This window comes from Micromonospora sp. LHW51205, from assembly GCF_003315815.1.
Classification (GTDB): Bacteria; Actinomycetota; Actinomycetes; order Mycobacteriales; family Micromonosporaceae; genus Micromonospora; species Micromonospora chalcea.
Window position 1 is genome coordinate 615176 of sequence record NZ_QMEZ01000001.1, and the last position, 24452, is coordinate 639627.

General features: G+C 71.9%; 23 protein-coding genes. 13 read left to right on the forward strand and 10 right to left on the reverse strand.

The features are described 5' to 3' along the window. Window positions 1-44: 44 nt before the first annotated feature. Window positions 45-1337 carry an AAA family ATPase gene (locus DQE82_RS02830; RefSeq protein WP_113971924.1) on the reverse strand — a complete coding sequence of 431 codons (1293 nt, stop codon included), beginning with the start codon at window positions 1335-1337 and terminating at the stop codon, window positions 45-47. A gap of 73 nt (window positions 1338-1410) precedes the next feature. Between DQE82_RS02830 and DQE82_RS02835 the strand changes: the two genes are divergently transcribed. Beyond that, the gene (locus tag DQE82_RS02835) at window positions 1411-1938 is read left to right on the forward strand and encodes a flavoprotein (protein ID WP_113971925.1); all 528 of its coding nucleotides are present in this window, start codon (window positions 1411-1413) and stop codon (window positions 1936-1938) included. Between the two features lie 395 nt (window positions 1939-2333). On the opposite strand, the gene DQE82_RS02845 is transcribed toward DQE82_RS02835, so the two are convergent. Genes DQE82_RS02845 through DQE82_RS02855 form a run of 3 tightly spaced genes read right to left on the reverse strand, consistent with a single transcriptional unit; the run spans window position 2334 to window position 3047 of the window. Further along, window positions 2334-2585 carry a hypothetical protein gene (locus DQE82_RS02845; RefSeq protein ID WP_113971927.1) on the reverse strand — a complete coding sequence of 84 codons (252 nt, stop codon included), beginning with the start codon at window positions 2583-2585 and terminating at the stop codon, window positions 2334-2336. Beyond that, entirely contained in the window at window positions 2578-2820 is a 243-nt protein-coding gene (locus tag DQE82_RS02850) for a DivIVA domain-containing protein (protein WP_064446890.1), read from the reverse strand. The genes DQE82_RS02845 and DQE82_RS02850 overlap by 8 nt, the downstream gene beginning before the upstream one ends. Next, on the reverse strand, window positions 2817-3047 hold the full coding sequence (locus tag DQE82_RS02855; protein WP_069087551.1) for a hypothetical protein: 231 nt from the start codon (window positions 3045-3047) through the stop codon (window positions 2817-2819). Before DQE82_RS02855 ends, DQE82_RS02850 begins: the two co-directional genes overlap by 4 nt. A 312-nt stretch (window positions 3048-3359) precedes the next feature. Between DQE82_RS02855 and DQE82_RS02860 the strand changes: the two genes are divergently transcribed. The 5 genes from DQE82_RS02860 to DQE82_RS31405 all read left to right on the forward strand — a co-directional run bounded on the left by DQE82_RS02860 (window position 3360) and on the right by DQE82_RS31405 (window position 10364). Next, on the forward strand, window positions 3360-4796 hold the full coding sequence (locus DQE82_RS02860) for a helix-turn-helix domain-containing protein (protein ID WP_113971928.1): 1437 nt from the start codon (window positions 3360-3362) through the stop codon (window positions 4794-4796). Next, the gene (locus DQE82_RS02865; protein WP_113971929.1) at window positions 4793-5692 is read left to right on the forward strand and encodes a phosphotransferase enzyme family protein; all 900 of its coding nucleotides are present in this window, start codon (window positions 4793-4795) and stop codon (window positions 5690-5692) included. Before DQE82_RS02860 ends, DQE82_RS02865 begins: the two co-directional genes overlap by 4 nt. A gap of 44 nt (window positions 5693-5736) precedes the next feature. Further along, a complete protein-coding gene (locus DQE82_RS02870; protein ID WP_069087584.1) occupies window positions 5737-6288 on the forward strand; it encodes a GNAT family N-acetyltransferase in 552 nt (183 codons plus the stop codon). 105 nt (window positions 6289-6393) lie between these two features. Then, window positions 6394-9468 carry a DUF3427 domain-containing protein gene (locus tag DQE82_RS02875; protein WP_113971930.1) on the forward strand — a complete coding sequence of 1025 codons (3075 nt, stop codon included), beginning with the start codon at window positions 6394-6396 and terminating at the stop codon, window positions 9466-9468. Beyond that, on the forward strand, window positions 9465-10364 hold the full coding sequence (locus DQE82_RS31405; RefSeq protein WP_113971931.1) for a phosphorothioated DNA-binding restriction endonuclease: 900 nt from the start codon (window positions 9465-9467) through the stop codon (window positions 10362-10364). Before DQE82_RS02875 ends, DQE82_RS31405 begins: the two co-directional genes overlap by 4 nt. A 39-nt stretch (window positions 10365-10403) precedes the next feature. Here the strand turns inward: DQE82_RS31405 and DQE82_RS02885 are convergent, their stop codons facing one another. Then, a complete protein-coding gene (locus tag DQE82_RS02885; RefSeq protein ID WP_113971932.1) occupies window positions 10404-10853 on the reverse strand; it encodes a hypothetical protein in 450 nt (149 codons plus the stop codon). Beyond that, window positions 10850-11371 carry a DUF1772 domain-containing protein gene (locus DQE82_RS02890; protein WP_233514577.1) on the reverse strand — a complete coding sequence of 174 codons (522 nt, stop codon included), beginning with the start codon at window positions 11369-11371 and terminating at the stop codon, window positions 10850-10852. Before DQE82_RS02890 ends, DQE82_RS02885 begins: the two co-directional genes overlap by 4 nt. 208 nt (window positions 11372-11579) lie before the next feature. Here DQE82_RS02890 and DQE82_RS02895 point away from each other — a divergent pair, with 208 nt between their 5' ends. Then, window positions 11580-12752 (forward strand): sensor histidine kinase, encoded by a 1173-nt coding sequence (locus tag DQE82_RS02895; RefSeq protein WP_113971934.1) that lies wholly within the window; start codon window positions 11580-11582, stop codon window positions 12750-12752. Next, complete coding sequence (locus tag DQE82_RS02900; protein ID WP_113971935.1) at window positions 12749-13411, forward strand: response regulator transcription factor; 663 nt, start codon at window positions 12749-12751, stop codon at window positions 13409-13411. Before DQE82_RS02895 ends, DQE82_RS02900 begins: the two co-directional genes overlap by 4 nt. A gap of 22 nt (window positions 13412-13433) precedes the next feature. On the opposite strand, the gene DQE82_RS02905 is transcribed toward DQE82_RS02900, so the two are convergent. Beyond that, complete coding sequence (locus tag DQE82_RS02905; RefSeq protein ID WP_113971936.1) at window positions 13434-15602, reverse strand: MMPL family transporter; 2169 nt, start codon at window positions 15600-15602, stop codon at window positions 13434-13436. 588 nt (window positions 15603-16190) lie between these two features. Between DQE82_RS02905 and DQE82_RS02910 the strand changes: the two genes are divergently transcribed. Then, entirely contained in the window at window positions 16191-16556 is a 366-nt protein-coding gene (locus tag DQE82_RS02910; RefSeq protein WP_113971937.1) for a VOC family protein, read from the forward strand. A 32-nt stretch (window positions 16557-16588) separates the two neighbouring features. After that, a complete protein-coding gene (locus DQE82_RS02915) occupies window positions 16589-17323 on the forward strand; it encodes a YqjF family protein (RefSeq protein WP_113971938.1) in 735 nt (244 codons plus the stop codon). A gap of 90 nt (window positions 17324-17413) precedes the next feature. Here DQE82_RS02915 and yidD read toward each other — a convergent pair whose 3' ends face one another. Further along, window positions 17414-17803 carry a membrane protein insertion efficiency factor YidD gene (gene yidD / locus DQE82_RS02920; protein WP_233514578.1) on the reverse strand — a complete coding sequence of 130 codons (390 nt, stop codon included), beginning with the start codon at window positions 17801-17803 and terminating at the stop codon, window positions 17414-17416. A 103-nt stretch (window positions 17804-17906) separates the two neighbouring features. On the opposite strand from yidD, the gene DQE82_RS02925 reads away from it, so the two are divergent. Continuing rightward, the gene (locus tag DQE82_RS02925) at window positions 17907-18767 is read left to right on the forward strand and encodes an AraC family transcriptional regulator (protein ID WP_113971939.1); all 861 of its coding nucleotides are present in this window, start codon (window positions 17907-17909) and stop codon (window positions 18765-18767) included. On the opposite strand, the gene DQE82_RS02930 is transcribed toward DQE82_RS02925, so the two are convergent. Both DQE82_RS02930 and DQE82_RS02935 read right to left on the reverse strand, forming a co-directional pair. Beyond that, entirely contained in the window at window positions 18764-19936 is a 1173-nt protein-coding gene (locus tag DQE82_RS02930) for an aminoglycoside phosphotransferase family protein (protein WP_113971940.1), read from the reverse strand. The genes DQE82_RS02925 and DQE82_RS02930 overlap by 4 nt on opposite strands. Before the next feature lie 42 nt (window positions 19937-19978). Then, window positions 19979-21133, reverse strand: a complete 1155-nt coding sequence (locus DQE82_RS02935; RefSeq protein WP_043326319.1) for a hypothetical protein — start codon at window positions 21131-21133, stop codon at window positions 19979-19981. Between the two features lie 244 nt (window positions 21134-21377). Here DQE82_RS02935 and DQE82_RS02940 point away from each other — a divergent pair, with 244 nt between their 5' ends. Then, complete coding sequence (locus DQE82_RS02940) at window positions 21378-22919, forward strand: gluconokinase (protein WP_113971941.1); 1542 nt, start codon at window positions 21378-21380, stop codon at window positions 22917-22919. A gap of 22 nt (window positions 22920-22941) precedes the next feature. Continuing rightward, window positions 22942-24450, forward strand: coding sequence for an SLC13 family permease (locus DQE82_RS02945; protein ID WP_113971942.1), 1509 nt, complete (start codon window positions 22942-22944; stop codon window positions 24448-24450). Window positions 24451-24452 lie beyond the last annotated feature (2 nt).

Genomic DNA, 24452 nt, shown 5'->3' on the forward strand with positions numbered 1-24452 from the left:
GGAAGATCCGTTCGGTTCGCCGGACATGCCACGACGGCCCGTCGTCACGCCCGGTGCGCGTCCAGATGGGTGAGCACCGTCTGGTTGGCCTCCCAGCCGTCCGGGAACTTCACCGGCACGTCCAGGTGCACCCGCTCGGTCGACGGGTACGCGTCGAGCAGCTCACCGATTCCAGCCCGGGCCACCACCACGCAGGCGTGCCGGTGCCGCGACGCCAGCACGCACAGCCGCCCCGACTCCAGGTGGAACGCGGTCGCGTCCCGCCGGCCGGAGAGCGGGTGCAGCACTATCGTCACGTCGTACTCCCGGCCCTGGAGCCGGTTGGCGGTGTCCACGGTGATGCCCGCCCCGGCCGTGCCCAGCCGGGACCGGATGGCCGCGACCTGGTCGCGGTGCGCGGCCCCGACGGCGATCCGGTCCGCGGTGACCGGCGCGCCGCCCGGCGCTGCTTCGCTCACCGCGACCGCGCCGCGCGCCAGCACCCGCAACGCCAGCTCCGCGCAGGCCGCGGCGGCTTCGGCATCGGTACGCACGGTGTGCCGGGCCGGCAGCTCGTGCAACGCCCAGCCGGTCGCGGCGGCCACCTCCACCGAGGCGTCGTAGGCGTCCCCCGGACCCGGCTCGGTGAACGTCAGCACCCGGTCGGCCGGCCCGGTACCGGCCCGGAACCCGGTGAACGGGTAGAACGCGGCGGACACCACCGGGGCGGCCGAGTCGGGCAGCCGCCACGACACCGGCAGCCGGTGCACCGGGAGCTCCGGGTTGTGCCGCAGCAGCGTGGCCACCGCCGACTGCATCGGATCCCAGGTCAGCCCGGTCCAGCGGAACGTCTCCACAGCGGAGAACGGATCGAGCTGCCCGGGATCGCCGACGAACAGCGCCCGCTCGAACCGCCCCGCCACGCGCAGCAGCGCGTCCGCGCGCATCTGGTACGCCTCGTCCACGATCGCCCACGGCCAGCTCCCCTCGGTGACGGTGGCCCACTTGGCCGCCGTACCGATGGTGACCGCCGGGCCGCCCAGGTCGGCGACCTTCGCCGCGACCCGGACCGCCGGATGCCCGGTGACCCGCTCGGTGGGCCGGTAGTCGGTCGCGGAGAGCCGCCCGACGCGCAGCTCCGGGGCCCTACGGCCGAGCCGGTCGATGAGGTCGTCGACCTGCTCGTTGGTCTGCGCCACGATCATCAGCGGGTCGCCGGTGGCGGCGATCTCGACGGCGGCGCGGACCACGAGGGTGGACTTCCCGGCGCCCGGCGGCGAGTCCACGACGACGCCGCGGTGCGCCCCCTCCCGGAGGTCCCGCAGCACCCGTTGGATCACCAGCTCCGCTTCGTGCAAGGAAGGGCCCCCTTTTAACGTCTCCGGTAGAGGCGGGGCCCCTTCTTAACACGCGCCGGGTAAGACTGCGGGCATGAGTCAAGCGCCGGTGCTCTACCTCATCGTCTGCGCCGCTCCCCCGGCCCAGCGGATCGGCGAACTCGTCGAGCTGCTCATGGCCGACGGGTGGCGAGTGTGTCTGATCGCCACGCCGATCGCTGCGAGCTGGCTCGACTGTGACGTACTCGCCGACCAGACCGGATATCCGGTGCGGGCGCAGTGGCGCCGCCCCGGCGACCCCGAGCCGCACCCTCCGGCCGACGTCGCTGCGGTCGTGCCCGCCACGTTCAACACGCTGAACAAGTGGGCGACCGGCGCGAGCGACACACTTGTCCTGGGCATCCTCAACGAGCTGCTCGGCTCCGGCCTGCCGATCCAGGTGTTTCCCCGGGTCAAAGCCGTGCTTACCGCGCATCCGGCATACCAGCCGAACCTGGAGCGGCTGCGTGAGGCGGGGGTGGTGGTGCACGACGGGGACGTGCTGCGGACGCCGGAAGAGATGTCGCCGAACCGATGGGCTGTGGTGGTGGACGCGCTGCGCGCGACGCGATCCGACACCTAGTGGGCCGGGGCACCTGCCGGTTGAAGCGGGGACGCAACGCCAGGACCAGCGCGTCCTTCGTACTCTCGGGGTGGTCGGTCTCCAGCCAGCGGACCTCGCGCCGCCCCAGCCACCCGGCGATGTCGTCGCGGGTCGCGGCGCGGCCGGGCGTGTCGAGGAGCTGGCCGACCTGGTCATGCAGGACCGACGAGTCGCGGTTGCCGGTGAGGTGCTGCCGCAGCCGGGAGCGCAGGTTACCGGTGTAGCCGACGTAGACCACCACGCCACCGTCGAGCACCAGGTGCACGCCGGGCGCGGCCGGCGCGTCGGCGACGACCGCCATCGTGTACGGGCGGGGCGACGTGAACTCGGCGAGTAGTTCTTCGGTGTCCAGCACGGCGGGGACGGTACCGGCGTCAGCGCGGCTCCGTCGCCCCGCACGACCCGCCGTGACCGTTCCGCAGCCCACAGCGTCCACCCTCGGGCAACCGCTGATCGCACCAGACCCGGTGCCGCAGGTGCTGTGCGTCCTCCTCGCTGAGCGTGGTCTCGCCGAAATCGACGGCATCCAGGTGCCCAAGCGACCGGGCGAGCGCTGCGGCCAGGTCGGCGGCGTCCCGGCTGGTCAGCGTGGTCGGCAGGTGGATGATCCAGCGCGGCTCAGTCATCGTGGCCGCGTCGCCGGCACCCGTTGTGGCGGGATTGCCACTGCCGCAACGCCTGACGGACCCGCTCCGACTCGGTGCGCGCGGTGGTCAGCTCCCGGTGCAACCGGTCCATCTCGTCGGCGACTCGGCACAGGTAGTCGTGCACCTGCGCCGGGTCCAGCCCGCGCCAGCGGGTGTCGAAGACCGCGCTGCGCACCTGGTACGCCTGCACCCGCTCCCCCGTCACGTAGATCACGACGCCACCATCCCGGCCGCCACGGCCTCGTCGGGCAGCCCGGCCGCGGCGAGCGTCGCCCTCCCCCACCGGGCCAGCCGGCAGGGGTACGGGACGCGCTCGCTGCGACACAGCGGTCCCTGCGGCCAGTGCTCGGGAACGTGTACGCGCACGGCAAGCGCGGCAACGAGCAGATCCTCGTCGGTGACCGGCGTGAGGACGGGAAAGTCGGCGAGTACGGCGGACATCGGCTGGCGCCTCCGGGTCGGTTTCTCGTGGAGTGGCACCGGAGCGGGCGGGGACGGCGGGAGCCGCGATCGGGGGACGCGGTGCCACCGGAGCCCGGCACCCGCCCCGGGCCATGCACCGACCCTCAGGCCTTCCCGGCAGGAAGCGCATGCGCTGATGATCGTGGTCGTCATGCGCACACTGCATACGCTCAGTCACCGCCGCGAGACATCCGGCGATATGCGCGGTGCGTATACCGGGCCGCTCCGGAACGGGTTGAATGGCTAGGCTCGACTTCGGACACAGGTTCTCCGCGAACGGCGAGGTTGCCGGTGACACCTGCGAACTGCCCCCGCTGCGGCGGGCGCCTGGCGCGCGACAACGACACGGGGCGCTGCGCGCCCTGTCAGGCCGCCGAGCGCGACCGCCTCAGCACGCCGCCCGCCGTGCCCGACTCGTTCTGGGACCATGAGCCGCTCCGGGCGGCGCTGGCCGGACGGCACCTCGGGCAGGTGATCCGGGCGTACCGCCACCACCCGTACCACGGGCGGAACCCGTTGCCGCAGAGCGTCGTCGCGGGGTGGCTGGGGATCACGCAGGCGCAGTTGAGCCGGATCGAGAACGGCCCCGCCCTGGTGCATCTCGACCGGCTGGCGCACTGGGCGACAGTGCTCCGCGTCCCGCCGGGATCTCTCTGGTTCGCCGTCGGTCCCGCCTCCCCGGGCAGCCCTCGGGCCGACGGGAGCCGCGCCGCACCAGACCTGGGCCGGCGGACCCTCCTGGCTGGCATCGCGGCGGTTTCGGCGGGAGCCGGGCTGGTCGGAGCCCCTGAGGATCCCCGTCCTCGCCGAATAGGCAGCGCGGACGTGACTCGACTAAACGCGGTACTGGAGCTCTACCGGTCGGTCGACTACGAATGCGGTGGCGGTCTGCTCTATCGGGAGGTCGCCCAGTTCGCGGAGTCGGTGTACCGCATGCTCGACTGGTCGCACTCGCCCGGGGTGACACCCCGCCTGGTCGCGGCCATCGCGGCAGCTCGCCAGTTGGCTGGCTGGACCGCGCTCGACGCCGGCCGGCACGCGGACGCTCAACGGCATTTCGCCGCCGGCGAGCGGGCCGCGATGTCCGCTGACGACGCTCCGCTGGCGGCTCTAATCCGCTACTCGCAGGCCAAGCAACTGCAACACCTTCGGCACAACCACGATGCTCTGGCCACGCTGCGGCTGGCCCACTCAGAGCTGGGATCCCGGGCGACCCCTGCCGTGAAGGCGCTGCTCTGGGGCGCGGAGGCAGCCTCGTCAGCCGCACTCGGCGACCACCAGAACGCGCTGGCCCTCCTCGGTCAGGCGAGTGATCAGTTCGAGCGTGTGGATCCCGAGCGCGAGCCAACCTGGATGGCCTTCTACGACCGTGGCGAGCTGCTAGCGCAGTACGGTCGCGTGTACCGCGACATGGCTCGGCAGGCCGGAACGCACGCGACGCAGGCGGTGCGGAGCGTCGAAGAGGCGATCGTCGCCTTCGGCCCGGCGAACGTCCGCAGCATGGTCCTGAACGAGGTAGGCCTGTGCAGCGCGCTCTTCCTCACCGGTGAGCCCGAGCGGGCGGTCGCTGTCGGCACGCGCGTGGTCGAGCAGTCGCGAGCGCTGAGTTCCAGTCGAGTCGTTGATCGAGTACTCAACCTGCGCCGTGATCTCCGACGGCACCGCCACCTTGCCGTCGTTGCCGAATTCGAACGGACGCTCTCCGCACGAGCTGCGGCCACGGTATGAACGGACGGTTCTCGGAAGAAGCGATGACCCTCGCCATGCGGGAGATCGCCGGCGGACTTGAGGTGCCGACCGAGGATGCCCGCCTCCTTCGGCTGACCAACAACGCCGTGTTCGCGTTGCCGGAATCCGGGCTCGTCATCCGCATCGCGCGGACGCACCGGCTCCGGGACCGGGTGACGAAGGTCGTTCAGCTTGCGCGATGGTTCGCCGAGCTGGACGCGCCCACGATCCGGCTGGCGCCCGGCGTGGCGCAGCCGGTTGCGGTCGGTGACTTGGTGGCCTCGGTGTGGGTCTACCTGCCACCCGCCGCGCCTACTCCGACGATGAATGACCTCGGCTCGGCGCTGCGGCGGTTTCATGCGCTCGGACCCCCGCCCTTCCCGCTGGCCACCTGGGATCCGATCGGGGACGCGCGTCGACGCCTGGCGGATGCCGACGGGTTGACCGCAGAGGACCACGATTATCTGGCGGCGTGGTGCGACCGCATGGAGCCGCAGGTCGCCGACCTCAACCAGCGCGGGGAGCAGTCGCTCATCCACGGGGACGCGCACGTCGGCAACCTTCTCCGGGATGCCTCGCGCGGCATCCTGCTCTGCGACTTCGACGCCACTTGTCTCGGGCCTTGGCAGGTGGACCTGGCAGCGGTCGCCGTGGGTGAGGTCCGCTTCGGGAAGACCGGGGCGCATCGGGCGCTCGCCGAGGCGTACGGGTATGACGTGACGTCCGACCGCGACTGGCCACTTCTGCGGGAAGCCCGAGAGCTCAAGATGATCGCTGCTGCCACGCCGCTTCTCGCAAGTTCGGGGAAGGTCGCAGCCGAGTTTGACAAGCGATTGCAGTCGGTCATCCAAGGCGACCACGGTCTACGTTGGAAGCCATTCGCCGATCTCGTCTGAGAGCCTCTCGGCGAGTGACTGCCGCCCGGTGGGATCCTGTGATCGTGCTGGAGAATCTGCGACTACGGCAGGAGACCGCAGCGGGAGCCGAGGGCCTGGTAGACCAGCTTGTGGACGTTTACCTCGACGCGCACGCCGACGACGGCCCGCGTTACACGGCCGAGCGGTACGAACAGCAGCTCGCGGCACACATGCCCCGGGAAGGCTGGGAGCTGGTGACGGCCAGGATCGATGACGATCTGGTCGGCTACGTGTACGGCTTCCCGCTCGGAGCCGATTCGCGTTGGTGGGACGGCCTTCATGAGCCGGTGCCGGACGGCTTCACGGACGAAGACGGGCACCGGACTTTCGCGGTCTGCGAATTGCTGGTTCGGCGCTCGTGGCAACGCCGGGGGATCGCCCGGGCACTCCACGACCGGCTCCTGAGCACGCGGCGGGAACAACGCGCCACGCTGCTCGTACGGCCCGACAACGCCCCTGCCCAGCGCGCGTACGACTCCTGGGGATGGCAGCCGGCCGGCCGGCTGCAGCCCGCGCGGGATGGCGCACCGCTGTTCGAGGTCCGCACCAAGCCCATCGGGCCAGCGCGTCGATGAGGTATCCCGGAGACCGTGTCGATGATCTGACAGGCGGAAGGCGAAAGCTCCTGACACCTACCGCACCGGCTTCCGCCCGGCGTTCATCGCGGCTAGCTTGCCTTCGTGGGGGATCTTGAACAGGGCATCTACGAGCACCTGATCACGGAGAAGCTGGCGACGCAGCTCCGGCACATCGACAACGCCCTTGTCCGCGACGAGAAGCTGGATCCCGCTGACGCGCATGAACTCCTGGCCCGGCACATAGCTGGCCTGGCCCGGCGAGCGCTCCTCGGCGTCGGCGGCGGTGACAACAAGCTCACCCGGCAGGTCGACCTGGCGAACCGCATCGCCGCGCACATCGCTCAGGCCGAGCCGCGTGCGGTTACCGCCGAGGACCAGGTGGCCGACGCGCAACGCCTGCTGCACGCCATCGCCGCGCCGCCCACCCCGCCGGCCGCGCCTGTCTTCCCGATCCGCCCCTCGACGCCGCTCTCCACCGGCGCGCTCCTGGTAAACGGCCGACACCAGCCGCGGATCGGCCACGAGGTCAGCCACGAGATGGCCTCGGCGGACGAGGTAGACCTGCTCTGCGCCTTCATTAAGTGGCACGGGCTGCGCATCATCGAGCCCGCGCTCACCGAGCTGATCGCGAGAGGTGGCCGGGTCCGCGTCATCACGACCACGTATATGGGTGCCACCGACCAGCGGGCACTTGATCGGCTCGCCGAGTTGGGCGCCGAGATCAAGGTCTCCTACGAAACCCGTACCACCCGCCTGCACGCGAAGGCTTGGCTGTTCCGGCGCAACAACGGCACCACCACCGCGTACGTCGGCTCCTCGAACCTGTCCAAGGCCGCGCTTGTCGACGGCGTGGAGTGGAACGTGCGCATCTCGAACCTGGAGCAGCCGCACGTCATCGACACGTTCGAGGCCACGTTCGCCGACTACTGGCACGACTCGGCGTTCGAGACCTACGACCCGGCCACCGACGCCGAGCGCCTGCGCGTCGCGTTGCGTGGGGAACGCGACGACGACGCGCCGACCGAAATCGCGAACCTGGACGTCCGGCCGTTCCCGTACCAGCAGGAGGTTCTTGACGACCTCAACGCCGAACGGCTGGTGCATGGCCGCTGGCGCAACCTGGTGGTGATGGCGACCGGCACCGGCAAAACCGTGGTGGCAGCGCTTGACTATCGCCGGCTCCAGCGGGCGGGGCATGTCGACTCGCTGCTCTTCGTCGCACACCAGGAGCAGATCCTGCGACAGAGCCGGTCGGTGTTCCGCCAGGTCATGGGCGACGGCACGTTCGGCGAGACGCTTGTCGGCGGCGATCGGCCGCAGGGCTGGAAGCACATCTTCGCGTCGATCCAGTCGCTGCACCGGCAGGAGATCGACCCCGAGGCGTACGACATGGTCATCGTCGACGAGTTCCACCACGCCGAGTCGGACACCTACACGGCGTTGCTGAAGCGGCTTCGGCCGCGCGTGCTCCTGGGTCTGACCGCGACTCCCGAGCGGAGTGACGGCCGGGACGTGCGCTCGTGGTTCGACGGCCGTGCGACGGTGGAGCTGCACCTGTGGGATGCCCTCGAACGGCAGTTGCTGGCGCCGTTCCAGTACTTCGGGCTGCACGACGACGTGGACCTGTCCCACGTGCGGTGGAAGCGCGGGCAGGGGTACGACACCAGCGAACTAGAAGGCGTCTACACGGGCAACCACGCTCGGGCCCGGCTCATCCTGCAAGCGGTCACACGCATCGCTGATGTCGGGCAGATGCGTGCGCTCGGCTTCTGCGTCAGCCGTGGGCACGCGCGGTTCATGGCCGACTGGTTCACGCGGCACGGTGTGCCATCGGCGGCCGTGACATCAAGCATCAAGCGGGCAGATCAGCACGCGCTGATTGACCGCTTCCGCAAGCGCGAGCTGAGAGTGCTCTTCACCGTCGACCTGTTCAACGAGGGCGTCGACCTGCCGATGGTCGACACCATCCTCATGCTGCGCCCCACCGAGAGCGCCACGATCTTCCTCCAGCAGCTCGGCCGGGGCCTGCGGCTGGACGACGGCAAGCCGTGTCTGACAGTGCTCGACTTCATCGGCGGCCAGCACGCGAACTTCCGCTTCGATCTGCGCTGGCGGGCACTTGCCGGGGTGAGCCGACGGGCTGTCGAAGCCGCCGTGCGGGAGGACTTCCCCTCGCTGCCAAGCGGCTGCCACATCGAACTGGACCGGGTGGCGAAGGACATCGTCCTCCGCAATCTCAAGTCGGCGATGCCGACGTCGAAGAACGCGCTGGTGGCCGAGCTACGGCAGCTCGGTGACGTGAGCCTGTCCGACTTCCTGCGCGAGACCGGCCTGGAGATTGAGGACGTCTACCGGTCGGGGAGCATCGGCGGCTGGGCCGGGCTACGCCGCCTGGCCGGCCTCGACACGACGGCCGGTGGCCCGGACGACAGGGACCTGAGCCGGACCATCGGCCGGATGCTGCACACCGACGACGTCGACAGGTTGGATCTGCTCGCCCGGGTCGCCGCCGGCCAGCGCCCCGCCGCCGGACGGCTGCTCGACATGTTGCACTTCAGCTTGTGGGGTCCGTCGGTGCCGCTGACCGAACGCGACGCCCGGCTCAAGCGGCTGTGGGCGGAACCGGCGCGCTGCGCCGAACTGCGGCAAGTGGCCGAGGTACTGCGCGACCGTATCCACCGGGTCACCGAGCCGCCTGCCCAGGATCGGGTACCGCTGCGGGTGCACGCCCGCTACAGCCGCAACGAGGCGTGCGCGGCGTTCGGCATGACCAACCCGGGCTCGCTGCGCGAGGGCGTGAAGTGGCTGCCCGACGAGCGAGCGGATCTGTTCTTCGTCACGCTCGTGAAGTCCGAGGAGCACTACTCCCCCACCACGATGTACGCCGACCGCGCCATCACCGACCGCCTGTTCCAGTGGGAGTCGCAGAGCACCACGTCGTCGGGCTCGGCCACCGGGCGGCGGTACGTCAACCACGTCGCGCAGGGCTCGACGGTCCACCTGTTCGTCCGCGAGACCAAGATCGCCGACCGGGATCTCGGCGCTCCGCCATACCTGTACGCGGGGCCGATGGCGTACCAGGAGCACAGCGGCGACCGGCCGATGCGGATCCTCTGGGAGCTGCGGACTCCGCTGCCCGCCGACATGTACGCCGCCGCCCGAGCCATCGCCGCATGACCCAGTCGACGCTGGAGCGACTTACCTCGCTCCGCCTTCATCAGCGGGACGGCCGCCGGGCACCGCACAAGCCACTACTGATCCTGCTGGTACTGGGGGAGCTTGCCCGCTGCGGGTCTAGCGAGCTGCAGTGGGCTCAAACAGCGGATCGATTGAGTGATCTCATCGCCGATTTCGGCCCCGTATCGAGAACAGGGCGTACGCAAAGCGCCGCATACCCATTTACTCGTCTACGCAGTGACGGGATATGGACGTTGAGCAGGGACGTTCCGATGGACCTGGTAGGTCCGTTGACACGCCACCGTGTTCACGGCCGGCTCGATGCCGGTCTGGAGGCGGAGCTACGCCGCAGCCCCGACTTACTTCGTCAGGTCGCCCGTACCTTGGTGGAGAAGCACTTCCCACCCACGATCGCTCCCGACGTCCTGCTCGCGGTTGGGCTGGATCCCGACAGCGTCCTTCAGTCCCAGGTGCCTACACAGACGTCCACGCAACGCCGTTCCGCCAGATGGAGTGCGGAGATACTTCTGGCGTGGGATCGCCAATGTGCGTTCTGCGGATACGACGGGCAGTTGGGTCGCGCCACCGTCGGCGTTGAGGCAGCTCACGTACGCTGGTGGGCGTTCGACGGCCCGAACAGTTCCGACAACGGCCTTGCGCTGTGCGTGTTGCATCACAAGCTCTTCGACTTCGGCGCGCTGGGCTTGGACGATGATCTACGCATCACAGTATCGACATTCTTCACGTCCCGCACCGTCGCAGGCCGAAGGGTGTACGACCTACACGGCCGGCGACTCCGTCCTCGCCCGGGCACACCAGTTCCGGCTCCAGCCCACATCGTTTGGCACCGTCGGGAAGTGTTCAAGGGTGGATCGTTGGCGATTTTGCCGAGCTAACGGGCCCGAACGCGAGAGCCCAGCAGATGCAATCGATCCTCAGCCGGGTGACCGATGCCTACGGGCTGGCAGCAGCCGCCCCAGCAGCAACGCCACCGCCCCGGCCACCACCCCCACCACCGTCCCGGTGACCAGGCTCGACATCACCGCAGCACCCCGCAACAACGCCTCCCGCGCCTTCGGCGCCAGCCCGGCCAGCCCCGGCGCGTCCATCCCCAGCGACGAGTCCCAGAACACCTGGTGACCGACCGCGAGGAACACCCCGTACAGCGCCCCGACCACGACGAGCGTCAGGAACGGGCGCGGCGGTCGCCGCCACAGCACGGCGGCCACCCAGCACAGCGGCGGCCCGACCGCCAGCAGCGCGGCCACGATCGTGCCCTCCGGCACGACGCCCAGGTCGTGCAGAGCCACGCGCGGGGCGGCCAGCACGGCGAGCGCGACCAGCGCCGGCCAGGAGAACCCGAGGGTACGGCGGGCCCCGCTCATCGCGTCACGTCGGAAGAATCCGCAACCGAAACAGAAGCAGGCGCGGGAGCCGAAACCGGGGCCGGCGCGGTCGAGCGCACGAACTTCAACAGCGCAACGAACGCCAGGACGGCGGTGACCGCTCCTCCGGCGACGCGCACCCAGTGACCGGCGACGAACTCGGCCGCGACCTGCCGCAGGTACTCCGGCGAGTGCGTCCCCACCGGGTCCACGAACATGATCTCGTTGCGCGGCCAGAAGAAGACCGCCGAGAACAGGAACTCGCAGACGACGAAGACGGCTGTGGCGCCGGCGATCCACCAGCGCAGCCGGCCGTCGCGCCAGGTGAGCAGGGTCGCGGCGACGCTGCTCAGGATCACCGACGCGCCGAGCGGCGGGAAGTAGTCGTGCGGGCCGCCGTGGACGAGGAACTCGCGGGCCCGGTCGAGGGAGGCGGGCGCGTCGTTGAAGATGTTCGGGTAGAGCATGACTGTCTCGGCGGCGACCCCGCCGAACGACATCATCGAAGCCCAAACCATCGCAATTAGGGCTATCCAGGTCAGTCGTGTGCGTACCACGAGGGTTCTCCTCACGTTTCGGGGACGCCATCGACGCTAGGTCGGGGGCCGGGCACCGTCGTCCGCGTGGCCGCGCGACCGGTTGTCGCTTCTCGGCGTACGCCTCGGGGTTGTCCCTGACGCCTGCGGACGACAGCGGCGAAGGGCCGCGCGGACCTAGGCTCGAAGCGTGCCCGACGCCCTGTCCACACGTGCCGACGCGCTGCTCGCCGCTGCCACGCTCGGCTTGGTCGCGGTGGCCGTGGCGGCCGAGCGGCCCGCTGCCGGCGGCGCGGCGCTCGCCGTGGTGTTCGGCGCGGGGCTCGGTGGGCTGGTGCTGTGCGCCAGGCGGTGGCCGGTGCCGGCGCTGCTGGCCACGGCGGTCGCCATTCTTTTGTACTACGCGCTGGACCTGCCGCCGGTCGGCGTGGCCGCTCCGGCCGCCGCAGTTCTCTACCGGGCGTCGGAACGCGGGCGGGTGGTCCCTGCTGCTGTGGTCGCCGGGAGCCTGCTGGCCGTATCGGTGGTCGCGCGGCTGGCCGAGGGCGACGACGTCGGCGTCGTCGTCGGTACGCAACTGGGCTCGGAGGCGGCGTTGCTGCTCGCCGTCATCGCCCTCGGTGATGCGGTACGCAACCGCAGGTCGCTCCGGGCGGCGTTGATCCGGCAGGCGGTCGCGGCCGACGAGGAGCGCCACCGGGAGGCGGCCCGTCAGGTCGAGGCGGAACGGCTGCGCATCGCCCGGGAGGTGCACGACACGCTCGGCCACACCATGTCGGTGATCACGTTGCAGTCCGCAGTCGCCCAGGAGGCGCTCGCTGACAGCGATCCGGCGCAGGCGGAGAGCGCGCTCGCAGCGATCCGGTCGGTGAGCGGCAGCGCGATGGCGGAGTTGCGGGCCACGCTCGGCACGCTGCGCCGCGAACCGGGGCCACGGGAGCCGGCCCCCGGCTTCGACCGGCTCCCGGCGCTCGTGGAGGGCGTACGCCAGGGCGGGCTGGCAGTCGACCTGCGCGTCGAGGGGCCGGTGGACAGGCTTCCGGCGGTGGTGGGCAGCACCGTCTACCGGGTCGTGCAGGAGGCGCTGACGAACGTGCTGCGCCATGCCGGGGCCACCCGGGTCACCGTCACGGTGCGCGCCACGGCCGCTCGGCTCGCGCTTGAAGTGGTGGACGACGGTCGCGGCGGCCCACCCGCCGGTCGGGCGGACGGGAGGGGTCAGGGCCTTCGCGGCATGGCCGAGCGCGTCGCCCTGCTGGGCGGCACCGTCGAAACCGACACAGTCCAGAACGGCACCGCCGCATCCGGCGGTACCGGTTTCCGGGTGGCGGTCAGCCTGCCGCTGGCGGGAGTCGCCGCGTGAGCCCGATCCGCGTCGTCCTCGTCGACGACCAGCACCTCGTCCGTACCGGCCTGCGGGCGCTGCTCGACCGGGCGCCGGACATCGAGGTGGTGGGCGAGGCGGGCGACGGCCGCAGCGGCCTCGCCGTGGTACGCGAGCAGCGGCCCGACATCGTGCTGATGGACGTACGGATGCCCGGCGGGGACGGGCTGGAGGCGACCCGGCGGATCCTCACCGACCCGACGCTGGACGGCGTGCAGGTGCTCATGCTGACGACGTTCGACGACGACGAGTACCTGTTCGAGGCGATCCGCGCCGGGGCGGCCGGATTCCTGCTCAAGGACACCGCGCCGGACGCCCTGCGGGACGCGGTCCGGACGGTGGCCGGTGGCGACGCGCTGCTGTCCCCCGCCGTCACGCGGCGGGTGCTCGCGGCGGCGGCCCGCTCGCCGGTGGCCGACCCGGCGCGGCTGGCCGGACTGACCGCGCGGGAGCGGGACGTGCTCGCGCAGGTGGGCGCCGGACGGTCGAACACGGAGATCGGGCAGGCGCTGTTCCTGAGCCCGGATACCGCCCGCACCTACGTGAGCCGGCTACTGCAGAAGTTGAACGCCCGGGATCGGGCGCAGCTCGTCGTGATCGCGTACGAGAGCGGGCTGGTCCGCCCCGGCGAGGGCTGAGCCGCGCCGGGGCGGGTGAGTGTCAGACCGGCGTCGCGTCGGCCGGCTCGGGCGCGGCGTGCCGGCCGCCACCGCCACCGCCGTTGCGCCGTTCGTCGCCGTGCCCCGGCCACCATGCCGTGTGGCCGATCAGCCCGGTCAGCGCCGGTACGAAGAACATCGACATGACGAATGCGGACAGCACGATCCCGATCGCCACCGCGAAACCCATCTGCTGCAGGAATGAGATCGGCGCGAGCATCAGCACCCCGAACGTGCCGGCCAGGATCAGCCCGGCCGCGGCGACTGTCGGGCCGGCGTGTTCCACCCCGATCGCGGCGGCCTCGTGCGGTTCGTGCCCTTCGCGCGCCTCCTCGCGAAGCCGGGCGATCATCAGGATGTTGTAGTCGGTGCCGATCGCCACCACGAACAGGTAGAGGATGATCGGCAGCTGGAACGTCACGCCGGGGTTGCCCTGGAGCCCTTGGAACACGTACACGGTCGCGCCGAGCGTGGCGGCGAAGTTGAGCAGCACCGCGATCACCAGGTAGACCGGCGCGACGAGGCTGCGCAGCAGCAACCCGAGGATGAGCGCGATCAGGCCGGCGGCAACCGGCAGGATGACCGAGAGGTCCCTGTTGTTCGCCGAGTTGATGTCCGCGAAGATCGCGGTGGCGCCGCCGACCAAGGCCTTGGTGCCCGGCGGCGCGGCGGCGTGCAGCGCGTCCCGCAGGTCGTCGCGGACCAGCGTGATCGCCTCGTTGGACATCGGGTTCTCGTTCAGCAGCAGGCTGATCCGGGCGACGCTCGGGTCGGTGGCGCTGCGCTCCGGCGGCTGCGCCCGCCCGACGCCCGGCGCCTTGGCCGACGCGGCGGCGAAGTCGTTCACCTGCTGGTCGGTGAGCGGGGTGCCGCTGCCGGTGGTCAGGTAGACCTCGGTGGGCGCGAGCGCACCGGCGGCGAAGCCGCGCTGGAGGTCCTGGGCGGCCCGCGCAGACTCGGTGTCCTGCGGGAAGCCGGCGCTGAAGTCGTAGTCGGCCTTGTAGCCGAGCACCCCGGCGGCTAGCGCGACGAGCAGCACACCGGAGGCGGCTGCGACGACGGCCGGGCGACGGCCGACGGCGGCGCCGAGCCGCCGGGACAGGGTCGCCTTCGGTGGGCGCTGCCACGCCTTCGACGGCCAGAACACCCACCGGCCGAGCAGCGACACCAGTGCCGGGATCAGGGTCAGCGAGGTGACGAGCATGACGCCGACGGCGATGGCGAGCGCCGGGCCGAGCGAGCCGAAGAAGCCGAGCGAGGCGAGCAGCAGCACCAGGAACGCCACGATGACGGCACCGGCGGCGGAGGCGATGACCTCGCCGACCCGCTGCACCGAGACGACCATCGCGGTGCGCTTGTCGTCACCGGCGCGCAGCCGCTCCCGGTAGCGGAACAGCAGGAACAGGATGTAGTCGGTGCCGATGCCGAACAGCACGATCAGCAGGATGGTCTGCAGGTCCTGGCTGACGTTGAGGTCGAACGCCTTGCCGGCGGCGGCGACCAGCCCGGTGGTGACGGACATGACGACGCTGATGACCACCACCGGCAGCAGCGCGGCGAACGGGCTGCGGAAGATGATCAGGATCAGCCCGATGATGAGGACGATGGTGGCGACGCCGACCACCGCGAACGCCTCGTTGAACGTGTCCTCGTTGTCGACGAAGCTGGCCACGTCGCCGGCCACCCCGGCGGTCAGGCCGCTGCCGGCCAGGTCCGGCCCGAGGGCGGCACGCAGATCGCGTACGGCGTCGAGCAGGCCCGGGTCGTCGGGGCTGTCGGCGTCGAGACCGACGGTGACCACCTGCACCGACTTGTCCGGCGCGACGGCCTGCGGCCCGGTCAGGTAGCCGGAGGTCTGCGGGATGTTCCGCGCCTTGAGCGCGGCGGCGAGCTGCCCCACGCGCGCCTCGTCGGCCGCGGTGAGCGGCTTGCCGTCGCCGCGTTTGACCACGACGGTGGCGGTGGCGGTGGCCGCCTGTGGAAACGACTTCCCGGCCAGCTCGGTGGCCTGCACAGACTCGTAGGAGCTCGGCAGGAAGCTCTCCTGGTCGGCTGAGGTGATGTCGCTCAGTGACGGGCTGGCGGCGATGATCGCTATCGCGGCGACGACCCAGCCGCCAATCACCCACCACGCCTTGCCCACGACGAATCTGCCCAGGCGCTCGAACATCGTTTCCCCCGTGTGTTCGGCTGTGTCGCACGCGATCCTACGCTGCGTGAGCAATCCCTTTCGGACGGCTCGCGGACTTCGTCGACGATCCGGTCTCCACCGCGCTGGTGGCCCGTGCTCGCGGCGCCGGTGCTCGCCCCCGTGCTGACGGTCCACCAACCCCGACGCCCCGCCGCTGATCGGGTACGCCGTCGTGTTCGGCGCGCTGCTTGGCGCAGAGCACGGTACGGCTCGGCGCCGAGGACAGAACCCACTACGTGGTGGGTGGCGTGCGGAAATCCGGGGCGCGGTGGGCGAGTTCATTCACCGCCCGGCGGCGACGCGCGTCCCGCCCGACGGTCCTTACCGCCGCCGGAAATACATGGAGACAGAAGCGATATACCTCAAAGTCATAATCATGACTCTGAGGTATATCGCTCTGGATGGCACACATCTTCAACGAGGCTGGACCACCGAGCCAGGGCGCTCGACGACGGCTGGCGTCACCGCGACGGCTGCCCGGCGGCGGGCGCGACGCAAACCGGGCGGCGAAAGTGTCGTAGAGGGCTCGTAGCCTGGCGCGGTCAACGACGATCGCAGGGAGGCGACGTGCTCGACCACTTCTCCGTAGCGGTGCGCGACCTGGCGGCCAGCGGCGCCTTCTACGACACGGTGCTCGCCCCGCTGGGCGCGCGGCGGCTCATGGAGCCCGGCCCGATCGGTTACGGCGTCGACAAGCCCGACTTCTGGGTGGAACCCGCGCCGTCCGACGCCACGCCGGCGCCGGTGCACATCGCGTTCACCGCCGCCGACCGTGCCACGGTGCGCGCGTTCCACGACGCGGCTGTCGCGGTCGGCGCGGAGGTGCTGCACGCGCCGAAGGAGTGGCCGGAATACCACGCCACCTACTACGGCGCGTTCGTCCGCGACCCGGACGGCAACAACGTCGAGGCGGTCTGCCACCGTCCGGAGTGAGTCAGGTTGCGTCGGCGAGACAGGATGGACCGGTGGAGATCGAACCGGTCGAGCACGCTCCGGTACGCGCCATCCGCCGGTCCTGGCTGGCACAGCGCTGGCACGACCTGACGTTCCTGCACTGGGCGGTCCCGCCGGAACGGGTGGCGCCGCTGCTGCCCGCCGGCACCCGGCCGGACACGTTCGACGGGCTCACCTACGTCGGGCTGATCGGGTTCCAGATGGTCGGGCTGGGGTTCGGCGTCGGCCCGGGCGTGCCGTACTTCGGCACGTTCTGGGAGACGAACGTCCGGCTCTACTCCGTCGACGGCTCCGGGCGGCGCGCCGTCGTGTTCCGCTCGCTCGACGCGTCCCGGCTGGTGCCGGTGCTGGTGGCCCAGCTGAGTCTGCGCCTGCCCTACAAGTGGTCGGCGATGCGGCTGGACCGCTCCGGCGACACGCTCACCTACCGGTGCCGCCGCCGCTGGCCCGGTCCGTCCGGCGCGTCCAGCCGAATGACGGTGCGCGTCGGCGCGCCGATCGCCGAGCCGACGCCGCTGGAGCACTTCCTCACCGCGCGCTGGGGTCTGCACACCCGCGCGTACGGCCGCACCCTTCACGTGCCGAACTGGCATCCACAGTGGCCGCTGCACCGTGCCGAACTGCTGGACCTGGACGACGAACTGGTCACCGCCGCCGGCCTGCCCGCGCCGGACGGCCCACCGGTGAGCGTGCTCTACTCCCCCGGCGTCCCGGTCGTCTTCGGCGGCCCCGCGTCGGTCGGGTGACCGCCACCGCCTTGATCGACACCAGGTCGCCGGAGTGGCGGCATCCCGCGCACCGGGACACCGCCACCTCCCCGACGTGGCGAGGGCGCGTCAGCGCAACGGGTCGTGGGTGCCGTGCGGCACGTCGGGACGGCATCGGCGTACCCGGTCGGCGGCCATCCGACCGCCCACCGCCAGCCCGTACCGCTCGACCGCTGCGAGCCCGTACGCGCTGCACGTGGGCGTGTAGCGGCAGGTCGCCGGCCAGCGGTGCGACAGCCAGCGCCGGTAGCCGAGGATGGCGGCCCGGCCGGCGCGGTCCACGGCGGGTCGGCGCACGACGCCGGCGGTCACCGAGCCGAGGGTGAGCAGCATCGAGAAGAGGCCCAGGTCGCAGCAGCCCGGCCCGTCACAGGTGGGCACGTCGCAGTTGCACCAGTCCCGGCTCTTCTTCTTGTGGCGGTGCCGCTTCCGGAAGATCACCACGTCATGATGCGACACGCCCGCCAGTGTCGAATGAGGCGACCGGACCGGGTCCGGTGTGATCGGGTCTGTGGACGGCCGGGAACCTAGCGTCGAGGTCGTCACCAGGAAGGAACATCGGGTGCTGGATCGGCTCAACGCCGCGTTGGATTACCTCGAACAGCGGCTCGAGCAGCCGCTCGACGTGGCCGCGCTGGCCCGGATCGCGGGCGTCTCGGAGCACCACTTCGGCCGGCTGTTCTCGGCGCTGGCCGGGCTGCCGCTGTCGGAGTACGTCCGCCGTCGCCGGATGACGCTGGCCGGCGCGGACGTGCTCGCGGGGCGGGAGTCACTGCTCGACGTGGCGGTCCGCTGGGGTTACGGCTCGAACGAGGCGTTCGCCCGCGCGTTCCGGGCCGTGCACGGCGTCGGGCCGACGCAGGCCCGGCAGGCCGGGGCGGTGCTGCGGTCCCAGCCCCGGCTGTCCTTCCGGCTCGTCGTCGAAGGGAACACCAGCATGGACTACCGGATCGTGACCAAGGACGCCTTCCGGCTCGCCGGGCTGAAAGCGCGGGTGCCGCTCGTGCACGAGGGGATGAACCCGCACATCGTGGCGTTCGTCAGGGGCATCGACCCGGCCACCGTACGCCGCATCGAGGCGCTGTCCGACCAGGAGCCGCGCGGGATCGTCAACGTCAGCGCCGAGCTGGCCGGTTCCCGCGACGAGGGCGCCGAGCTGGACTACTGGTACGCGGCGGTGACCGGCGCGGAGGTGCCGGACGGCCTGGACAGCCTGCCGGTCGAGGCCGGTGACTGGGCGGTGTTCTCCAGTTCCGGGGCGTTCCCGGTGGCGGTGCAGCACCTGTGGCGGGCCGTGTTCACGTCCTGGTTCCCGTCCAACCCGTACGAGGCCCGCCCGGGGCCGGAGATCTCGCGCGTGCGGGTCGCCGAGGACGGCGGCACCGCCGACGCGGAGCTGTGGATCCCGGTCCGCCGGGTCTAGGGAGTAGCTGCCGCTCGCGCCAGCGCGGCCGGCACGTCGTGTACGTGGTACGGATGCTCGCCCGGCTCGATGGCGGCGAGGAACATCGCGTACACGGCGGCCAGCCGCAGCGGCGCGACCGGCCGGAGCAGGTCGACGGCCCGGTGCGGGTCGCTGCCCGGCACGTCGGTGCGCCAGCGCCGCGCCCACGCGCCGATCAGCCGGGCGGCGGCGTCCGCGTCGACGTCCTCGGTGAGGCGCAGGATGTCGAAGGCGGGGTGGCCGACGAACGAGTCCGCCCAGTCGATCACCGTCCGCCGCCGCCCGTCGCCGCGCACGTTGCCGGGGTGCAGGTCGCCGTGCACGAGCGTGTCGGGCAGGCCGCAGTCCCGGACCTGCTGGAGCCGGTGGTCGAGCCCGTCGAGCAGGCCGGCGGCCGCCGACACGTCGTGCCCGGCGAGCCGCTCGCGGATCCAGTCCGCCAGCCCCGTCCCGCGCAGATCCGGCACCCCGGCGACGGCCAGCTCACCGACGACCCCACACGCCCGCAGTTGCACCGCATGATGCTCTACCGCGATGGAGGCACGCTCCCCTTCCCCGGCCCCGTACCGGTCCTGCCCCGGCACGTCCGCCAGCAGCATCCGCCCCTCCCCGTCGGCGGCGAGCACCGTCGGCCCGTTGACCAAGGAGTTCGTGTCACCGGGGAACGCCAGGACCGTGGGCTCGTGGCGGGCGAAGGGCGGTAGCTGCTTCAGCCACGTAGGGCCCGCGTCGGTGTCCAGGCACCAGATGGCGGAGAGGTTCCAGGTGCGCTGCTGCGCCACCGCCGTCACCCGACGGCCGAGCCGGCGCAGCTCACCCGCCGCCCAGGCGACGCTGCGCGCCGGGCCGCCGGCCTGCGCCCACGACTGGCGCAGCGGGTGCGGCGCGAGGTCCACGGCAACCGGTTCCAGGGGTACGGCGGGAGCGTCGGCGGTCTGCGCCAGGTAGCGGACGTGGCCGCCGGGCGGCGCGGGGCGGTCGGCGTCGAGCAGCCGCAGCACGGCGACCGCCAGACCGTGGCGACGACGAACCTCGGCCACGATCGAGGCGACCTCCTGCCACCACGGCTCCGGTACGCCGAACGGCGGCAGCGCGCCGAGCGGACGGCCAGCGGCGTCGAGCAGGATCAGCGTGACGGTGCGGGACACGGCCGGACGGTAGCCGGACGCCCCGACGGGAGGCGAGCGGATTCACCGCCAGACGGTGCGGCGCAACCCCTGGTGCCCGGCGCACACGTCGCGCTGGCCACCCGTGCGGCTGATCGACCCGTCGCGGCACTGCACCAGCCAGCCCCGATCGGACCAGAACCCGGGTACGCACTCGAACCAGTCGCACACCCCGGCGGCCGGCCTGCGGATCCGCTGGCCGCCGCAGAAGTCGTACCCGAAGGGGTTCGCCGGGGCGCCGCAGCGGCGCTCGACCGGCGGCTGGGGCGTGCCGCGCGGCGGCGCGGGACGGGCGCGCGACGGCTCGGGGCTGGTGGTGGGCCGGACCTGGACGGCGGGCGCGACCTGCGGCGGCGCGGGAGTGCCGGTGGCCGCCGGGGTGGCCGCGACGGCGCGCTCCGAGCCGGCCCGGGTCGGCGGGTTGGACTCGAAGAGCATCGCCGGGACGACGAGCGCGAGCGCCGCGCCGACGGCCACCGTGCGCCGGCCGCCGGGCACCAGCGCGGAGACCCGGGCCTGGGCGGGAGTGAGCACGGGCGGGCGCTGGGGGCGCTCCGCCGCGTGCTCCTCGATCAGCTCGTCCAGCTCGGCCACGACCGCGGCGCGCTGCTCGATGGCGTCGGCGAACGCGAGCGTGAGCGTGAACCGGAAGTCGGCCACCGCGCCGGTGGGCAGCAGCAGTCCGGAGGTACGTCGCCGGTCCAGCACCTGGATCAGGGTGACCGGCGCGCCGGGGTCGTGGGACAGGCCGGTCATCCGGCCGTACGCCCAGTCGCGCCGGCCTCGCCCGCCGAGCAGCACCAGCCGGCGGTTGGTGAGCACGGCGAGCCCGGCGTCGACCACCTTGACCCCCTCGGGGCGGCGCGGGCGCAGCACGGGCGGGTCGGGGTCGACCGTCAGCTCGGGGGCGGGCAGCACTGCGGTGTGCCGGACCTCCACCAGTTGCGCGGCCGGGAGCGTCCAGAAGACCACCTCACCGGGGGCCAGCTCCATCGGCAGGCCGACGCCCGCCTGGGCCGAGCCGTGGAAGGACACCGCGAGCGTACGCAGGCGGCGCAACTCGTCGTCGCGGCGTCGCCACGCCTCGTCGGCCGCGCGGAAGGCCCGCTGCCGCCGTTCGTTCTGCCGGTGCGCCCACCGGTACCGCCATGTGGAACCCGTCGAATCAGTCTTCGTCACGCCGACTCCTCCGCCGCGCGAGCCCACCAATCGGGGTGTCATTCATGTCAACGATCCGGCAGGGGTACGAAGACACGCGAAAGTCGCCAATTAGACCGATCGGCTGATTGACCGACACTATCGACGGAAACTCCCCCGCGCTTCCCGGCGGCGCTGCTTCGTCATGCGCGCGCGGGAGCACGTCGGTAACGTCAGCCGCACAGCGGGGCGTACCGCGGCCCCCGGGCGGCGAGGAGGTGCACCGGTGGGCGACCCGGCCGTCGTGGTGGGCGTGGACATCGGCACCACCAGTTCCAAGGCGGTCGCGTTCGACACCTCCGGCCGGCAACTGGCGAGCCACTCGATCGGTTACCCGCTGGAGGAGCCGAACCCCGGCTGGGCCGAGCAGGACCCGGACCTCATCTACGAAGCGGTGCTCGGCGTCATCCGCGCGGTCGTCGACGAGCTGGCCGCGCCGATCGCCGGCCTGTCGTTCAGCACCGCCATGCACAGCCTGATCGGGCTGGACGCCGACGGCACCCCGCTGACCCCGTCGATCACCTGGGCCGACTCCCGGGCCAGCGCGCAGGCCGAGCGGCTGCGGGCGGTGCCGTCCGGGCTCACGCTGCACCGCCGCACCGGCACCCCGGTGCACCCGATGGCGCCGCTGCCCAAGCTGGTCTGGTTCGCCGAGCAGGAGCCGAAACTGCACGAGCGGGTCGCGCACTGGGTCAGCATCAAGGATCTGGTGCTGCGGCGGCTCGCCGACGCGCTCGTCACCGACCACTCGGTCGCCTCCGCCAGCGGGCTGATGGACATCCACCGGCTGGCCTGGGACACCGAGGCGCTACGCCTGGCCGGCATCACCGAGGAGCAGCTCCCCCAGCTCGTACCCACCACGCACGTGCTGCCCGGGCTCACCGCCGAGGCGGCGCGGGCCACCGGCCTGCCGGCGGACACCCCGCTGGTGGTGGGAGCCGGCGACGGGCCGCTGGCCAACCTCGGCCTCGGCGCGGTACGCCCCGGCGTGGTGGCCTGCTCGATCGGCACCAGCGGCGCGATGCGGGTGATGGTGGAACGCCCCGGCGTGGACCCGCTCGGCGGCGTGTTCTGCTACGCCCTCACCGAGGACCGCTGGGTGGTCGGCGGCGCCATCAACAACGGCGGGATCGTCCTCCAGTGGGCGAACGACGCGCTCGCCCCCGAACTGGGCGAGCACGCCGAGGAGGAACTGCTCGACCTGGCCGCCACGGCACCGGTCGGCTCCGGCGGGCTGATCATGCTGCCGTACCTGCTCAGCGAACGGGCACCACACTGGAGCGCGCTGCCGCGCGGCGCGTACGTCGGGCTGACCCACGGCCACGGCCGGGCGCACCTGGTCCGGGCCGCACTGGAGGGCGTCTGCCAGCAACTCGCGCTGGTCCTCGCCTCGGTCCGGGCGGCCGGCAACGAGGTACGCGAGGTCCGCGCCAGCGGCGGCTTCGCCCGCAGCCCGCTGTGGCGGCAGATCCTCGCCGACGCGCTCGGCATGCCGGTGCGGTTCCCCGCCGGGCACGAGGGGTCCGGCTTCGGCGCGGCGCTGCTCGGCATGCAGGCGCTCGGCCTCATCGAATCGATCGAGGTCGCCGCCGACCTGGTCCGGATCGAGGAGACGGTCCGCCCGGATCCCGCCTCCGCCGCCACGTACGCGGCGCTGCTCCCCCTCTTCTCCGAGCTGTACGACGCACTGGTACCCACTTTCGCCTCACTGCGACGGATGGCGCCGAGCCTGCCGCCGGAACCCCCACCCACCGCACCACCCCGCTGACCGACCGAAGGGCGTGATAGCCGTGGTCACACTGCTCGCCGCACCAGCGGAACCGCTCACGAACGCCGGTGACACCCAGCTCGTCCTCGCCGCCCTGCTCGGCATCGCCGCTGTCGTCCTGCTCATCGCGTGGGGCAAGGTGCACCCGTTCCTCGCGCTGATCCTCGGCGCCGCGGTGCTCGGCGTGGTCGCCGCCGTACCCGTCGACAAGATCGTCACGTCGTTCAGCGGCGGGGTCGGCTCCACGGTCGGCGGCGTGGGCCTGCTGATCGCGCTCGGCGCGATGATCGGCGGCCTGCTGGCCGAGTCCGGCGGCGCGGACGGCATCGTGGAACGGGTGGTCGGCCGGGTCTCCGGGACCGCGCTGCCCTGGGCGATGGCCGGCGTGGCCGCGCTCATCGGCCTGCCGCTGTTCTTCGAGGTCGGCGTGGTGCTGCTGGTGCCGATCGTGCTGCTCGTCTCGCTGCGGGTGAACGTGCCGCTGATCAAGATCGGCATTCCCGCGCTGGCCGGCCTGTCGGTGCTGCACGGCCTGGTGCCGCCGCACCCGGGCCCGCTGGTGGCCATCGACGCGCTCGGCGCGAACCTCGGTCAGACGCTCGCCCTGGGCCTGCTGGTGGCGATCCCCACGGTGATCATCGCCGGGCCGGTCTTCGGTAACTTCATCGCCCGGTACGTGAGGGCCACCGCCCCGGCCGAGCTGCTGCCGACCCGGCGCGACGCCGACGACCGCAGCCCGACCCGGCCCGGTGACGGACGGCTCGACGCCGACGGCGACCTGGTCACCGAGGACGACCTGGTCAACCCGGGCACCGGGCGGCCCGGCGGCGCGATCGACGAGCCGGACGGACGGCGCTCGCGCCGCGCCCCGGCGCTGTGGGCGGCGGTGGTCACCGTGCTGCTGCCGGTGGTGCTGATGCTGCTGCGGGCGATCGGCGAGCTGACGCTCGGCGAGGACACCACCGGCCGCAAGGCGCTGGACATCGTCGGCACCCCGATCATCGCCCTGCTCGCCGGCGTCGTCTTCGCCATGATCTTCCTGGGCTACCGGTCCGGCTTCAGCCGTACCCAGGTCTCCGGTTTCCTCGGCGGCTCGCTGCCGCCGATCGCCGGCATCCTGCTGATCGTCGCCGCCGGTGGCGGCTTCAAGCAGGTGCTCGTCGACGCCGGCGTCGGCGACCTGGTCGCGAACGCCGCCGACGGCGCGAACCTCTCCCCGCTGCTGCTCGGCTGGCTGGTAGCTGTCGGCATCCGGGTCGCCACCGGCTCGGCCACCGTCGCCACCATCACCGCCGCCGGCATCGTCGCGCCGCTGGCCGACACGCTCGCCGCCCCCGAGGTGGCGCTGCTGGCGCTCGCCATCGGCTGTGGGTCGCTGTTCTTCTCCCACGTCAACGACGCCGGCTTCTGGCTGGTCAAGGAGTACTTCGGGTTGACCGTCGGGCAGACCATCAAGAGCTGGTCGGTGATGGAGACCATCATCTCGGTGGTCGGTTTCCTCGGCGTCCTGCTGCTCGACATCTTCATCTAAAG

Excerpts from the sequence above, each read along its gene's own strand:
- DQE82_RS02835 (WP_113971925.1), top strand. The coding sequence starts at position 1,411 with ATGAGTCAAGCGCCGGTGCTCTACCTCATCGTCTGCGCCGCTCCCCCG.
- DQE82_RS02845 (WP_113971927.1), bottom strand. The coding sequence starts at position 2,585 with ATGACTGAGCCGCGCTGGATCATCCACCTGCCGACCACGCTGACCAGC.
- DQE82_RS02855 (WP_069087551.1), bottom strand. The coding sequence starts at position 3,047 with ATGTCCGCCGTACTCGCCGACTTTCCCGTCCTCACGCCGGTCACCGAC.
- DQE82_RS02865 (WP_113971929.1), top strand. The coding sequence starts at position 4,793 with ATGAACGGACGGTTCTCGGAAGAAGCGATGACCCTCGCCATGCGGGAG.
- DQE82_RS31405 (WP_113971931.1), top strand. The coding sequence starts at position 9,465 with ATGACCCAGTCGACGCTGGAGCGACTTACCTCGCTCCGCCTTCATCAG.
- DQE82_RS02885 (WP_113971932.1), bottom strand. The coding sequence starts at position 10,853 with ATGAGCGGGGCCCGCCGTACCCTCGGGTTCTCCTGGCCGGCGCTGGTC.
- DQE82_RS02890 (WP_233514577.1), bottom strand. The coding sequence starts at position 11,371 with ATGGTTTGGGCTTCGATGATGTCGTTCGGCGGGGTCGCCGCCGAGACA.
- DQE82_RS02905 (WP_113971936.1), bottom strand. The coding sequence starts at position 15,602 with ATGTTCGAGCGCCTGGGCAGATTCGTCGTGGGCAAGGCGTGGTGGGTG.